General features: G+C 39.7%; 11 protein-coding genes. 2 read left to right on the top strand and 9 right to left on the bottom strand.

Going from position 1 to position 13,738, the window contains the following annotated elements; all coding sequences use genetic code 11:
- Positions 1–21: 21 nt before the first annotated feature.
- The 6 genes from AAFQ93_RS05105 to rpsO all read right to left on the bottom strand — a co-directional run bounded on the left by AAFQ93_RS05105 (position 22) and on the right by rpsO (position 6,029).
- Positions 22–1,365 carry a DEAD/DEAH box helicase gene (locus AAFQ93_RS05105; RefSeq protein WP_375554850.1) on the bottom strand — a complete coding sequence of 448 codons (1,344 nt, stop codon included), beginning with the start codon at positions 1,363–1,365 and terminating at the stop codon, positions 22–24.
- A 156-nt stretch (positions 1,366–1,521) separates the two neighbouring features.
- Positions 1,522–2,217, bottom strand: coding sequence for an alpha/beta hydrolase (locus tag AAFQ93_RS05100; protein ID WP_375554849.1), 696 nt, complete (start codon positions 2,215–2,217; stop codon positions 1,522–1,524).
- Positions 2,198–3,208, bottom strand: a complete 1,011-nt coding sequence (locus tag AAFQ93_RS05095; RefSeq protein WP_375554848.1) for an ABC transporter substrate-binding protein — start codon at positions 3,206–3,208, stop codon at positions 2,198–2,200. The genes AAFQ93_RS05100 and AAFQ93_RS05095 overlap by 20 nt, the downstream gene beginning before the upstream one ends.
- A gap of 22 nt (positions 3,209–3,230) precedes the next feature.
- Positions 3,231–3,986, bottom strand: coding sequence for an ABC transporter ATP-binding protein (locus tag AAFQ93_RS05090; protein WP_375554847.1), 756 nt, complete (start codon positions 3,984–3,986; stop codon positions 3,231–3,233).
- 1 nt (position 3,987) lies between these two features.
- Entirely contained in the window at positions 3,988–5,034 is a 1,047-nt protein-coding gene (locus AAFQ93_RS05085; protein ID WP_375554846.1) for a FecCD family ABC transporter permease, read from the bottom strand.
- A gap of 725 nt (positions 5,035–5,759) precedes the next feature.
- On the bottom strand, positions 5,760–6,029 hold the full coding sequence (gene rpsO / locus AAFQ93_RS05080; RefSeq protein WP_001018251.1) for a 30S ribosomal protein S15: 270 nt from the start codon (positions 6,027–6,029) through the stop codon (positions 5,760–5,762).
- A gap of 205 nt (positions 6,030–6,234) precedes the next feature.
- Between rpsO and AAFQ93_RS05075 the strand changes: the two genes are divergently transcribed.
- Together AAFQ93_RS05075 and thrS are read left to right on the top strand one after the other, a co-directional pair.
- Positions 6,235–6,606, top strand: coding sequence for a hypothetical protein (locus AAFQ93_RS05075; protein WP_375554840.1), 372 nt, complete (start codon positions 6,235–6,237; stop codon positions 6,604–6,606).
- Between the two features lie 317 nt (positions 6,607–6,923).
- Positions 6,924–8,867 (top strand): threonine--tRNA ligase, encoded by a 1,944-nt coding sequence (gene thrS / locus AAFQ93_RS05070; protein ID WP_375554839.1) that lies wholly within the window; start codon positions 6,924–6,926, stop codon positions 8,865–8,867.
- A gap of 210 nt (positions 8,868–9,077) precedes the next feature.
- Here thrS and AAFQ93_RS05065 read toward each other — a convergent pair whose 3' ends face one another.
- From AAFQ93_RS05065 to AAFQ93_RS05055, 3 genes are all read right to left on the bottom strand, one after another.
- The gene (locus tag AAFQ93_RS05065) at positions 9,078–10,127 is read right to left on the bottom strand and encodes a DUF389 domain-containing protein (protein WP_375554838.1); all 1,050 of its coding nucleotides are present in this window, start codon (positions 10,125–10,127) and stop codon (positions 9,078–9,080) included.
- A gap of 576 nt (positions 10,128–10,703) precedes the next feature.
- On the bottom strand, positions 10,704–12,695 hold the full coding sequence (locus AAFQ93_RS05060; RefSeq protein ID WP_375554837.1) for an ABC transporter permease: 1,992 nt from the start codon (positions 12,693–12,695) through the stop codon (positions 10,704–10,706).
- A 1-nt stretch (position 12,696) separates the two neighbouring features.
- Positions 12,697–13,455: an ABC transporter ATP-binding protein gene (locus AAFQ93_RS05055; protein ID WP_373094442.1), complete on the bottom strand. Its 759-nt coding sequence runs from the start codon at positions 13,453–13,455 to the stop codon at positions 12,697–12,699.
- Between the last annotated feature and the right edge of the window lie 283 nt (positions 13,456–13,738).

Below are 13,738 nucleotides of genomic sequence, written 5' to 3'. Positions count from 1 at the left end.
CTCAGGGTGTTTGTTTCAATTTTAAAATGTCTGGCGCTTAGCTTTTCGCTCTGCACGTCCACGAGCACGACCTTCTGCTCGCTTGGTTTTACGGCGTTTTTCATCGACAGCCCACTGGATTTTTTTCTTATATCCTGGTTTGACTTTTTTCTTTTTCTTTTTAACCAAACCAATCATTTCGATGTCCAGTTTTTCCTGTTTCTTCTCACGATTGGCACGACGATCGCGGTCATAGGTATCTTGGAATTCTCCGTCTTTAACCATCTTAGGCACAAACTTGATCCCTAGTTTCTCTAACTCACGAATATCTGAGTCGTCACTAGGCTGGTAAAGAGTAATGGCTGTACCAGGCAGACCATTACGTCCAGTTCGTCCAACACGGTGGACAAAGAAGGACAAGTCCTGTGGAATAGCATCATTGATAACGTGGCTGACACCTTCAATGTCAATCCCACGCGCAGCCAAGTCAGTCGCAACGATGTACTCAAAATCAAGGTTCTTGACCTGATTCATGATCCGTTTGCGTTCACGAGGAGCAATATCTCCATGAATCTTAGCAACCTTCAAGCCTTGGGCTGTTAAATATGTATGCAATTCATCTGCACGAGTCTTAGTATTGACAAAAATCATGGCTAGATATGGTTGCATGACTTGAGTCAATTCATAAATCTGGGCATTCTTATCACGACCTTTAGTCGAAATCAACCAGTTATCAATGGTATCTGAGATAACTGTTTTGGTCTTGATTCTTTCCATAACTGGATTAGACAAGTATTTTTTCAAGAATGGTTGCAATTTTTGCGGAATAGTCGCTGAAAAGACCATAAACTGCAAGTCTTTTGGAAGACTTCCTGCAATCTTATCAACCGTCTCCAAGAATCCCATATCCAAGGTCATGTCAGCTTCATCGACAACAAAGGTCTTAGCCTTGTGAATAGCCAAATCGCCTGTTTTTACCAAATCATAGATACGACCTGGTGTTCCGATAACAATATGGGGCTGGTTGCTTGCCAGTTTGTCAATTTGGCGCGCCTTGTCTGTTCCACCAACGTAGTTAACGACACGTACTTCTACATCCGAGTGGCCTGCAATTTGACGAGCAGCTTGGTAAATCTGAGTCGCTAATTCACGACTTGGAGCTGTGATAACTGCCTGCACGCTATCGCTCTCTTCATCCAACTGTTGGAAAATTGGAAGCAAGAAGGTATGAGTTTTCCCTGAACCTGTTTTTGATTCACCAACCAAGTCACGACCTGCCAGGACAATAGGAATCAACTTATCTTGCACATCTGTTGGAGTGGTAAACTTCAACTCCTCCAAGGCTTCCTCTATATATTTTTTAAACTTAAATTTCGTAAATGACATAATATCCTCGATTCTATCTGTCTATTCATTATACCACATTTTGATGCATTACAGTTAAACTTTCGGTTTGTATAATCACGCGGAAATTTCAAAATATACCCGAATAAAGACAAAAAAATACTCTCTGTCCATCCTAAACAAAGAGTATTAGATTTTTTACGTAAGCTTCCACTCTTCTCTCAGCCAATCACAAAAATGATGATAGCGTTGCTTAAGAGCTTCATGATGCCCATAAGCATCAAAAGTAGAATAAGTTGATGGAACTTTCTCTGAGATCAGTTTATGTATTTCCTCTGCATAAACGGGAGCCTTAGACAGACGATTGAAATGATTGGCACCTTCTGTCTGACCATTTTGCAGATAAATAAGGCTTTGGCTCTGCATCGAGTCATGCTCCCTGCAAAAGTCTATAAAGTCTGGATACCAGAAAGAACCACAGATAGAAAAGATACAGGTCGCAGGAAGATGATTACTATAGAGACTATAGACAGCAGCAAGCCCCCCCAGTGAATAGCCTCCATAAGCAATCCTGCTTTCATCTATCAAGTAGTCTTTTTTTAGAGCTGTTAGAATTCCTTGAAAGAGCTTCTGATGATAGTCGTCTCCCTTCCCACCAAAATCTGGGGCCCCTTCTTTCAACGCACTAGCTTTCCAAGGTGTAAAGTCATCCAGACGATTTTCTGGAATCAAACCTACTAAGATCACAAATTGGGATAGGTCTGATAAATAATCCAGTTCCCCATCGTTTAAGAGCACAACTGGGTAGGCTTGTTTAGAGTCATAGGTTGAAGGAAGGCTGACCCTAACCTGAATCCCTTCCCAGTTAAACTCCTTATTTCTTGATAAAGTCATTGATTTTTTCAAGGGAATCAATCACTGCAGGACCGTAATCCATCAACTCATCGTAAGAGATAGTCATGATTTTTTGGTTCTTGATTGCTGGGACATTTTCCAAAACAGCATTTGCCTTCATCAAATCCACTGCTTTTTCATCCAACTTTTGATTGCGGTCGCTGGTTACATAGATAATCAACTCTGGTTCCATTGATACTAAGTTTTCCAAGGTCAAACCAGATGTTCCTGTTGCGACATTTGTGTAACCAAGTTGGTTGAGCAAACTTTCTTGAAGGGCTGACTTGTAGGCACCAAAGGTTTCGTCGTTATAAGCAACCATAATCAAAGCCTTTTTCTTTTCACCCTGTGTTTCTGGGTTAGCTTTTTTAACCGCATCGATTTTAGCTTGTAATTGCTCTGCGTATTGATTAGCCTTGTCTTGGACATTGAAAATGGTACCAAGATTCTTCACATCTTCTACGATATTTCCTAAATCTTGTTGGATAGTTGAAAGTGAAGCTTTTTGCGTATAAATAGGGATTTTGTTTTCATTCCAAGCACTAATGGTTCCCATTGACTTTTCAGAAAACATCATGTTGCGTCCCATCAAGGCATCTGGTTCATAAGAAAGAACTGTTTCTTGTGAGACAGACTTTTTATCACCAATATGAGGGATGGCTTCAATAGCATCCTTGTATTTACCAGTTACGGCATTATCAGGATTGAGCATACCAGCAATTTTATCCTTCAAACCGAGTTCAAGTAGGATTTCAGTTGTTGAAAGGTTGTTGGTGATGACCTTTTCAGGAGCCTTTTCAAATACTTGTTCGACTTCATTTCCTTTAGCGTCATAAGTTTTGATGGTTACAGGATAGCTGGTTTCTGTACTAGCCTTTTGACTTGTCTCTGTGCTTGATTGTGTGGTAGCTTTTTCTGTTGCACTATTTCCACAAGCTGCTAAAGTTAAGGTAGCTACTGTTAGGAGCAATATACTAAGTGATTTTTTCATGTTTTGTTTTCCTTTTCATTTTTTATAAATAGTGAATCATAGCTTGCTGATCTTCTGTCCAAGTTACCTTACTTTGGACGTCATAGATAGCCTGCAATGACTCGGGTGTGATGGTCTCTTTTGGAGTCCCTTGGTAAACAATCTCTCCTTCTTTCATTAGGTAGAGATAGTCTGAATAGCGACAAGCTAGCTGAATATCATGTAATACTGCTAGTACATTGATATTGAGATGTTTGACAATGGTTAACAAGTCTAGCTGGTACTTGATATCTAAATGATTGGTCGGTTCGTCTAAGAGCAGGAGAGTCGGTTCTTGTGCCAAGGCACGTGCCAACAAAACCCGCTGCTTCTCTCCTCCTGACAAAGAAGAGTAGAGTCGATTTCTCTTTTCTAACATATCTACCTTGACCAAAGCATCCTCAACCAGAGCAAAATCACTGTCTTTTTCCTTTTGTAAGAAAGAGAGATGGGGTGTTCTGCCCAGCATGACAATTTCCTCAACCGTACAATCAAATTGTAACTGATTAAACTGCGTGACGACTGCCATCTGCTTTGCCGTTTCCTTGACGCTCAATTGTTCCAGTGGCTTTCCATCTAGAGAAATCAAGCCCTGATCAGGCTTTTCCTGTCGATAGAGGAGTTTCAACAAGCTAGTCTTCCCACTGCCATTTGGTCCTAAAATGGTATGAAATTGCTTGCCCTCAAGTTTAAGTGAGATTCCTTTGAGAATTTTTTTCTCACCGATTCCAAAGTGAATATCCTGACACATTAAGTCCATATCAGACCCTCACCTCCCTTCGTCTACTTCCAACCATGTAGATAAAGAAAGGTGCACCTACTAAGGCTGTGAAGATACCAATCGGAAGTTCAGCATTCTGAATCAAGACACGAGCAAGAACATCTGCCCAAACGACAAAGAGGGCACCTAGTAAAGTAGCTATCGGAAATAGCCTTCTGTAATTTGTCCCAACCAAACTTCGGGCTAGATGAGGTGTGATGAGGCCAACAAAACCAATAATCCCACAGGTCGATACCAAGATTGCTGTCATTATAGCCACAATCGTCACATAGAGATACCAGTAAAAACGCAAGGGAATTCCCAAGGTCAAAGCCGCCTCATCTCCCATCATCATGGCATTAAAAACACGATATTGGGTAGAGAAAAATAAGAAAGCTATTCCCACTACTACTGTTGGCAAAGTTAAGTGAGCCCAGGAGGTTCCCGCTAAGGAACCCATGGTCCAAAACTTGATGGTCATAACGCTATCAGCATTGGCACCAATAGAGATAATAAAGTTTGAAAAAGCCAAAAATAGCGCATTCACGACCGTTCCTGATAAAATCAGGCTGGAAGTTGTCATCCTGCCTTGCATAGAAGCAATCAGAAGGACTGCAACTGTTGCCACAAGCGCTCCAAGGAAAGAACCTAGACCAATCAAAACTTTAAATCCAAGAATAATACTCAAAGTTGCTCCAAAGGTTGCACCAGCTGAAATTCCTAACACATAGGGCTCTGCGATTGGATTATTGACTGTGGACTGCATGACGCTACCACACATGGAAAGGCCTGCACCAACTATCAAACCAAGAAAAACCCGTGGTAATCTCATATTCCAAACAATAGCAAGTGTAGACTTCGAAAGTTCTCCTATATCCAGAGGGGCCCCCATCTTACTCAAAATAATCCGATAAGTATCACTCAAGCTAATTTGAACAGAACCCATAGAAACAGCCAAAAATAGAGAAACTCCCAAAGCTCCCAGCAACAGAGATAGGAGAAAAACATATCGCAGGTTTTGATGGCTTCCAGAAGATTTGGAAAGCATGAAACCCTCCTTTAACAAAAATTAAAATTTTAGACAATTTTCATAAATAGTATACCACATTTCTAAATCAGGAACAAGGCTAGAAAAATGCACAAAAAAAGCCCTCTTAAGTCAGAGAGCTGATTTGAACTCGGGATAAAAACCTAGTGAAAAAGATGAAACTCCTTGTGTTCATCGAACACGGTGTCGTTTCCCTATTTTCATACGGATTTCTTACGCCCTTAGCATCATGATTCTTGCTGGATAAAACGTTTATAGACTAGACGGCAAGCCGAAGATTGTACTTGAGTATATCGAGGTAGGTGACAAAAATAAAAAGACTACTCAATCGAGTAGCCTTACTTTCAAGATATGCTCAATTGAACACGGCCTAAGCACTTGGCAAAAAATAAAAAGCTCCCTGAAGTCAGAGAGCTCATTTGAGCTCGGGCTAAAATCCTAGTGAAAAAGATGAAACTCCTTGTGTTCATCGAACACTGTGTCCTTTCCCTATTTTCATACGGATTTTTAACGCCCTTAGCATCATGATTCTTGCTGGATAAAACGTTTATAGACTAGGCGGCAAGCCGAAGATTGTACAAAAATTTTAGTGAAACAAAAAAATCTCCCCGAAGGGAGAAGATCTGGTTTATTTTACCTTACAGTGCTAGGAACCGTAACCGAAGATTATACTTGAGTATATCGAGGTAAGGTGACAACGCAATGTAAGTGGAAAATAAAGCAGATTAGCGACGAAGTCCAAGAGAGTTAATCAACTCACGGTAACGGTTAACGTCGTTTTTACGCAAGTATGCAAGCAAGTTACGACGGCGACCGATTTTCTTCATCAATCCACGGTAAGTAGCGTGGTCTTTTTTGTGTTGTTTGATGTGTTCGTTAAGGTGGTTGATTTCCCAAGTAAGGACAGCAACTTGAACCTCTACTGAACCTGTATCACCTTCGTGACGTGCATATTGTGCGATGATTTCATTTTTTTTCTCTTTTGAGATTGCCATGATGTTTCTCCTTTTTATTTGGCTTCATCCGAGTGACAGGTTGGCATGCCTGTAACCAAGAAGAAGTTATTTGTCTTTACGACATTTCCTATTCTACCAATAACTAACTTCTTTGTCAACTGATTTACTATTCTTACTGCAAATATGCTATAATATTCATAGGAAGGACATCTAAGTTGATAGTTTTATAACGAGGTGATTGATTATGCGTAAATTCTTCAAATATCTCCCCTACTATCTGGTCGTATTTTTCTTTTATTGTCCACTTTATGGATTATTTATACTACTATTACAAAATCCAAAACTAACGGAGCTCTATCTTTTAAATATATTCATCATTTCGCCCATTGTAGTTTTTATAGTTTCACTTCTTTATAGCTACCGTTTTGGTTTTTCACTGCATTGGCTTCTAGGTAGCTGCTTGCTCTATTGTTTTACTATTATTCCTTTCAGAGAATTTATTATTGTTTATTTCCTAGCCTATGAAATTCTTATTCTACTAGGTACAGTTATTGGTGTCGCTATCAGGTATCTAATGCAAAAACTGAAAAACAAAAAACTTTCACAAAATCCTTGAAAAATCTCACAATCATGCTATAATAATGCATAGAGACAAGTCACTTAGAACCTTTCTACCAGAGAGTGCGTGGTTGCTGAGAACGCATAGAAAGTCTAAACTGATACTACTCTACTAACTTTTATGAAAACATAAAACGGTGGCCACGTTAGAGCCAATCAGAGGTGTCCCTCTTTTTTGAGGAACATAAATGAAGGTGGAACCACGTTGCGACGTCCTTTTTAGGATGTCGCTTTTTGTTTTTCTTTATTTAAGACTGTGAAATAGGATAACACTTCTGCTTTAAAAAAATATATAACCAATATAAGGAGAAAATCATGATTCAAATTACTTTCCCAGATGGCGCTGTTCGTGAATTCGAATCTGGCGTTACTACTTTTGAAATTGCCCAATCCATCAGCAATTCCCTAGCTAAAAAAGCTCTTGCTGGTAAATTTAACGGCAAACTCATCGATACTACTCGTGCTATCACTGAAGACGGTAGCATCGAAATCGTGACACCTGATCACGAAGATGCCCTTCCAATCTTGCGTCACTCAGCAGCCCACTTGTTTGCACAAGCAGCTCGTCGTCTCTTCCCAGATATTCACTTGGGCGTTGGTCCAGCCATTGAAGATGGTTTCTACTACGATACAGACAACCAAGCTGGTCAAATCTCTAACGAAGACCTTCCTCGTATCGAAGAAGAAATGCAAAAAATCGTTAAAGAAAACTTCCCATCTATTCGTGAAGAAGTGACTAAAGATGAAGCGCGTGAAATCTTCAAGAACGACCCTTACAAGTTAGAATTGATTGAAGAACACTCTGAAGACGAAAGTGGTTTGACTATCTATCGTCAAGGTGAATATGTAGACCTTTGCCGTGGCCCTCACGTCCCATCAACAGGCCGCATCCAAATCTTCCACCTTCTCAACGTAGCTGGTGCTTACTGGCGTGGAAATAGCGACAACGCTATGATGCAACGGATCTATGGTACAGCTTGGTTCGACAAGAAAGACTTGAAAAACTACCTTCAAATGCGTGAAGAAGCCAAAGAACGTGACCACCGTAAACTTGGTAAAGAGCTTGACCTCTTCATGATTTCTCAAGAGGTTGGTCAAGGGCTTCCATTCTGGTTGCCAAATGGGGCTACTATCCGTCGTGAATTGGAGCGCTACATCGTCGACAAGGAAATCGCTGCTGGTTACCAACACGTCTACACTCCACCAATTGCCTCAGTAGAACTTTACAAGACTTCTGGTCACTGGGATCACTACCGTGAAGATATGTTCCCAACTATGGATATGGGGGATGGGGAAGAATTCGTTCTTCGTCCAATGAACTGTCCTCACCATATCGAAGTCTTTAAACACCACGTTCACTCTTACCGTGAATTGCCAATCCGTATTGCTGAAATCGGTATGATGCACCGCTATGAAAAATCTGGTGCTCTCACAGGGCTTCAACGTGTACGTGAAATGTCACTTAATGACGGTCACACTTTCGTAACACCTGAACAAATTAAAGATGAGTTCCAACGTACGCTTCAATTGATTATAGATGTTTACGAAGATTTCAACTTGACTGACTATCGTTTCCGTTTATCATATCGTGATCCTCAAGATACTCACAAATATTTTGATAATGATGAAATGTGGGAAAATGCTCAACGTATGTTGAAATCAGCTATGGATGACATGGGACTTGACTACTTTGAAGCTGAAGGGGAAGCAGCCTTCTACGGACCAAAATTGGATATCCAAGTTAAGACAGCTCTTGGAAAAGAAGAAACCCTCTCTACTATCCAGCTTGACTTCTTGCTCCCAGAACGCTTCGACCTTAAATACATCGGAGCTGATGGTGAAGAACACCGTCCAGTTATGATTCACCGTGGTGTTATCTCAACCATGGAGCGCTTCACAGCTATCTTGATTGAAAACTACAAGGGTGCCTTCCCAACATGGCTTGCACCTCACCAAGTAACCCTTATCCCAGTTTCTAACGAAAAACACGTAGACTATGCTTGGGAAGTGGCTAAGAAACTTCGTGACCGTGGTGTCCGTGCCGATGTGGATGAACGCAATGAAAAAATGCAGTTCAAGATTCGTGCTTCTCAAACTCAAAAAATTCCTTACCAATTGATCGTTGGTGACAAGGAAATGGAAGAGCAAGCCGTAAACGTTCGCCGTTATGGTCAAAAAGAAACAGAAACCATGCCAGTAGATGCATTTGTAGAATTGATTCTTGCAGACATCGCAAATAAATCTCGTGTTGAGAAATAAAACGATCACAGTCTGAGAAACATTTTTCAGTAAGAAAAAGCAACAACTATTTCAGTTGTTGCTTTTCTATTTTGTTTAACCTGAGTTAGTAATGATTGGTCAAGCCACCACAAATAGTATCCTCATCAACAATCCTTTCTATCCATTAACTTTTGGATATAGGATATCCTCCCAAGATTTGCTTCCATGAGTTAGATAAGGTCAATATTCTCAGTCCTTGTCTGCCTCAATTTCTTTTACGATGTCATCTTGTGAATCTTTTTCAGAGAGTTTTTGATCGATATACTTGTCAATGTTTTCGTAAAATTCCTTGATCGTCTCACTATCTAATTTTGTCGAATTGTTGAATTGCTTGACTTTCAATTGAACAGATTGAATACCGTAAGAGGCTTGTTTTTGGCGAATGGTTTCTAATTCTTCTTCTGAAATCGGATCCCCAACAACCGTCAAGACCAATTCATTGTTACTTGACTTGTAGACTTGATTAATGACCGTGTGATTGGCGAACTCTTTTGCTACAAACTGTTTGATCCCTTCTTTTCGCGCTTGATCCATCGTCAGAGTGACTGCTGAATAGCTGGCTGGAAGAATCAATAATACAATCAAGGATAGCAAGCCAATTTTCATTTTAATGCTTAGCTCTTTAAATGAACTTAAAGGAGATTTTCTCATCAAAATTCTTGTTCCAACAATGTTGGTTAGCATGATAAAGACACAGTTGATCAAGAAAAGACAGAGAGCCCCAAATACAAATCGACCATTTCCAATAGCTAAGCCATAACCCGCAGTACAGATAGGTGGCATCAGAGCTGTTGCAATGGCTACTCCTGGCACGATATTGTTTGCTTCTTTTTTCCTTGAACCAATGACACCTGCTATCCCACCCGCAATAGCAATGAGAACATCCCAAATGGTTGGAGAAGTTCGTGCAATCAACTCGCTACTTGCATAAGATAAGGGAGAAATCCAGAAATACAGAGTCGATACAAGCAAACTGACCAATACTTGAGTAAATAAAACCTCTAGAGATTGCTTGATTAAACGCGTATCAAAAATAGCTAAACCAAACCCCAGTCCAACAATCGGTGTCATAAGAGGGGAAATCAGCATGGCTCCAATAACGACAGCTGTTGAATTCATATTTAGACCTATAGAGGCAATAAAAATCGAACACATCAAAATCACTGTATCTCTTAATCGAACATGAAGGTCATCATATAATTTCTCACGGTATTCCCGTGTTGAATAGTATCTGGTCATTGGTTACTCCTTTTACTTCATATAATTTTGTTTCTGCATGGATGATGGTAGAGAGACTTCTGTCCAATCTTACATATTTTTCTTCTCATCTGTAATTCTTTTGAACATTATCTTTTAAATATCCATCAGTCCATCCTACATATTATATCAAAAATTTTACAGTCTTTCCCTGAAGAATTCAATTCATTTAAAAGATAGAGAAATGAAGAAATTTTTGTATCCTTATCCGAAGAAGAAAAACGATATCTCCTCTGAAAGTAGATACCGTTTTAATGTTTAAACATGATGAGTTTGTAGCAGCAATCCTAGCTGATATCGCCAACAAATCACGTGTTGAGAAATAAGAGATAAAAGCTGGTACAAAATCCCAGCTACTAAAAAAGAGGCTGGGACAAAAGTCCTAGCCTCTCAATTGTCTTTGGATTGTCGAGCAAGACGCAGTGGTTGAGTGGGCTCTACTACGCTGATTTCATCAGCTTTTACAGCCCTACTCAACTGTGCGGAGGTGGGACGACGAAATCGAATTCTAACGAATTAACGATTTCTGTCCCACTCTCTTTTTTGATGTTTCTGTTTTTACATTTGAACAATTCTACGATAACTTCTTGAAGTAATCATAAAGATAAGTACGTAGATGAGGGCAAAGATACCACAAATGGAAAGAGTTACGCTTAACATCATGGCTGAATCAACAACACCAACGACCTTGAGAATCAGGCTCAACATGTGATAAGCAAAAGCCAGATGAAGAAAGGCAAAGGCCAGAGGTAGGAAGAAAACAGTCAAGACTTGTTTATTAATGGTTTGCTTGATTTGTTTTTGATCCAAACCAACCTTTTGCAGAATGACAAAGCGTTCACGGTCTTCATAACCTTCTGAAATTTGTTTATAGTAGATAACGAGTACAGTACCTACCATAAAGATGATAGAGAGAAAAATACCGATAAAGAGGACTCCACCAAAGAGAGCGTTCATTTCGACAGTTGACTCACTCGCAATGTTTGCACCGTAAACCATACCATTCTCGTTCTTGAGATTGTGACTAAAATTATCAGAGTAGTTTTCAAAATCATCTGCAAGTTTGAGTTGTTCCTCTTTACTTGCCGTCACATCCATTCCACCATATAGCTGAGTGTATATAGCAGAATCCTGGTATTTATCTAAAAAGTCCTGCAAATTTGAGACAACAAGGTAGTTATAATCTGAGATCAAAAGTACATACTGGTTAGCAACATGGTCTCTGAGGAAATCTTGCTGAATTTCTTGCTTGATCGTATAGTTCTGATTGTTAAGACTGAATGCTTTTTGACCTTTAAGGCCATCGTTCTTAGCGAATAGTCCCACCTCATTATTCGTAAGGTTCAGCTTTTGTCCAGTCATTTTTTCATAATCCTTTTGATCAAAGACTAGGAAAACTGTCTTGGGCATAACACTATTTTGACCTTTTTCAAAGGTGGTTAATTTGGTACCATCTTGACTCGAAAGGCCGAAACTTGCATAGCTAAGAACATCCTTAGTGCTGATTGTTAGGTTCTTTTCGCTAGCGTATTGAGTCAAAAGCTTGTCTAAATCCTCAACTTCTACATTTTGTCCTGAAATTGACATATCGTGAGGATACAGGAGTTTTTTAATATTTTCAGAACCATTGTAGATACTGGTTGCTGCTGACATGGTGACCAAAACCATGGTGGAAAGGATGGCAATAGTCGCTAAACCAACCGCATTTTTCTTCATACGGAAAATGAGGTTAGAAACAGAGATGAGATTATTAGGTTTGTAGTAATATTTCTTGTTTTTCTTGAGCATTTTCAAGAAAACTGTAATCCCAGCATTGAACAAGAGATAGGTTCCTAAAATGACCAGTATTACAGCTAAAAAGAAGGTAGAAATAGCTAATAGAGCATTTGTTACGCTTTGAGCTAGATAATAGCCACTACCTAAAGAGACTAGTCCCAAGATTGTCTGAAACACTAGGAAACGGCCCTTCTTCTCACCTTTTGCTTTCTCACGAGATAGTTGGAGAGCATCCATACGGATAATGCGGATAGCATTTAGGATGACAATGACTAAAAAGATAAGACCAAATACCAGAAGGATGGAAAGGACTACGGACCATTGGAAGGTGGCTACTAACTCCACTTTCATCTTTGAAAGTTTGAGCAATAAAGCGAAAATCAGATTATCAAAGAGGGCACCAATTCCAATCCCTGCAGTGACTGTTACTAGCCCAAATATCAAGAGTTCCTTAAAGGTCATACCAATCAAATGGCGTTTTTCTAAGCCCAACATGCCATATATACCCAGTTCTTTGGAACGATTTTTCATGACAAAACTATTGGCATAAAGTACGATAATGGCAGATGCAAGTGTCACTACGATCAGACCTAGTTGAAGGGTAAATTGAATAGAAGATCCACCCCGCATTTCTACCATTTTAGGATTAAAAGTTAATGAATAAAATAGATAGCTGATAGTAACTGCAAGGAGAACTGCTAGTGCAAAAGGGTAATAGAGTTTGCGGTTTTTGATTAAGTTGGAGATGGCCAACTTATTGGTTAGTCGAAACATATTAGTTCACCTCACTTGCCATAACAGTCAAGGTGTCAGAGATTTCTTGGAACATCTGACGTTCAGTCTTTTCACCACGGTAGATTTGATTGTAGAGAATGCCGTCCTTGATGAAAATGACACGTTTAGCACGGCTGGCTGCAGCTGTTGAGTGGGTTACCATGAGAATGGTTTGACCTCGCTCGTTAATCTCATCGAAGACATCTAGCAGTGCTGCAGATGACTTAGAGTCTAGGGCTCCTGTTGGCTCATCAGCGAGGAGAATTTCTGGTTCTGTGATGATAGCCCGTGCAACTGCAACCCGTTGTTTTTGCCCTCCAGAGATTTCATAAGGGTACTTCTCCTGCAATTGATTGATGCCAAGATTTTCGGCCGTCACGACCAATTTTTTCATCATTTCTGTAATAGGCTTTCTAGACAATACCAAAGGGAGTAAGATATTGTCTTTAACAGAAAGCGTATCTAACAAATTGAAGTCTTGGAAGACAAAGCCTAATTTTTCACGACGGAAGCTTGATGCTTCAGAATTTTTAATGGTAGCTGTGTCAGTTCCGTTTAGGAAGACCTGCCCACGCGTTGGCTTGTCAAGCATAGCAAGAATATTAAGTAGGGTTGATTTACCAGAACCAGACTCACCCATGATAGCAACGTAGTCGCCTTTTTCAACGGTAAAGTGAATATCTTTCAGGGCTTCTACTTGGTTGCCTTGAAAGCGAGTTTTATAAATCTTTTGAACGTGTTTTACATCTAATAGTGTCATTTTAACTTCTCCTTTTTAATATCCCATTAATTGAAACTGAGCTTGCATCATTTCGATGCCAAGCTGAACTCGCTCGATATCCTTTGGACTCGGCTTACTTGTTTGTTTCTTTTGTAAAATTGTTTTCATGGTTTCTCTCCTTTTTCTTTATGCTCTAAGTTTACTCCAAAAAAAGATGGCTTGCCATAACATAACCTTACAAAAGAGGCCTTTAATCTTACATTTTTGTAAGATTACATTTTTTATCTAATTGAAGCCGTTTTTCTCACCATATCAAGGTCTA

The organism is Streptococcus nidrosiense (assembly GCF_042140045.1).
Taxonomy (GTDB): domain Bacteria; phylum Bacillota; class Bacilli; order Lactobacillales; family Streptococcaceae; genus Streptococcus; species Streptococcus nidrosiense.
This window is presented reverse-complemented; position numbering and strand designations above follow the sequence as displayed.

What these genes read in the sequence shown, in the direction of transcription:
- AAFQ93_RS05105 (WP_375554850.1), bottom strand. Translation starts at nt 1,365, where the DNA reads ATGTCATTTACGAAATTTAAGTTTAAAAAATATATAGAGGAAGCCTTG.
- AAFQ93_RS05100 (WP_375554849.1), bottom strand. Translation starts at nt 2,217, where the DNA reads ATGACTTTATCAAGAAATAAGGAGTTTAACTGGGAAGGGATTCAGGTT.
- AAFQ93_RS05095 (WP_375554848.1), bottom strand. Translation starts at nt 3,208, where the DNA reads ATGAAAAAATCACTTAGTATATTGCTCCTAACAGTAGCTACCTTAACT.
- AAFQ93_RS05090 (WP_375554847.1), bottom strand. Translation starts at nt 3,986, where the DNA reads ATGGACTTAATGTGTCAGGATATTCACTTTGGAATCGGTGAGAAAAAA.
- AAFQ93_RS05085 (WP_375554846.1), bottom strand. Translation starts at nt 5,034, where the DNA reads ATGCTTTCCAAATCTTCTGGAAGCCATCAAAACCTGCGATATGTTTTT.
- rpsO (WP_001018251.1), bottom strand. Translation starts at nt 6,029, where the DNA reads ATGGCAATCTCAAAAGAGAAAAAAAATGAAATCATCGCACAATATGCA.
- AAFQ93_RS05075 (WP_375554840.1), top strand. Translation starts at nt 6,235, where the DNA reads ATGCGTAAATTCTTCAAATATCTCCCCTACTATCTGGTCGTATTTTTC.
- thrS (WP_375554839.1), top strand. Translation starts at nt 6,924, where the DNA reads ATGATTCAAATTACTTTCCCAGATGGCGCTGTTCGTGAATTCGAATCT.
- AAFQ93_RS05065 (WP_375554838.1), bottom strand. Translation starts at nt 10,127, where the DNA reads ATGACCAGATACTATTCAACACGGGAATACCGTGAGAAATTATATGAT.
- AAFQ93_RS05060 (WP_375554837.1), bottom strand. Translation starts at nt 12,695, where the DNA reads ATGTTTCGACTAACCAATAAGTTGGCCATCTCCAACTTAATCAAAAAC.
- AAFQ93_RS05055 (WP_373094442.1), bottom strand. Translation starts at nt 13,455, where the DNA reads ATGACACTATTAGATGTAAAACACGTTCAAAAGATTTATAAAACTCGC.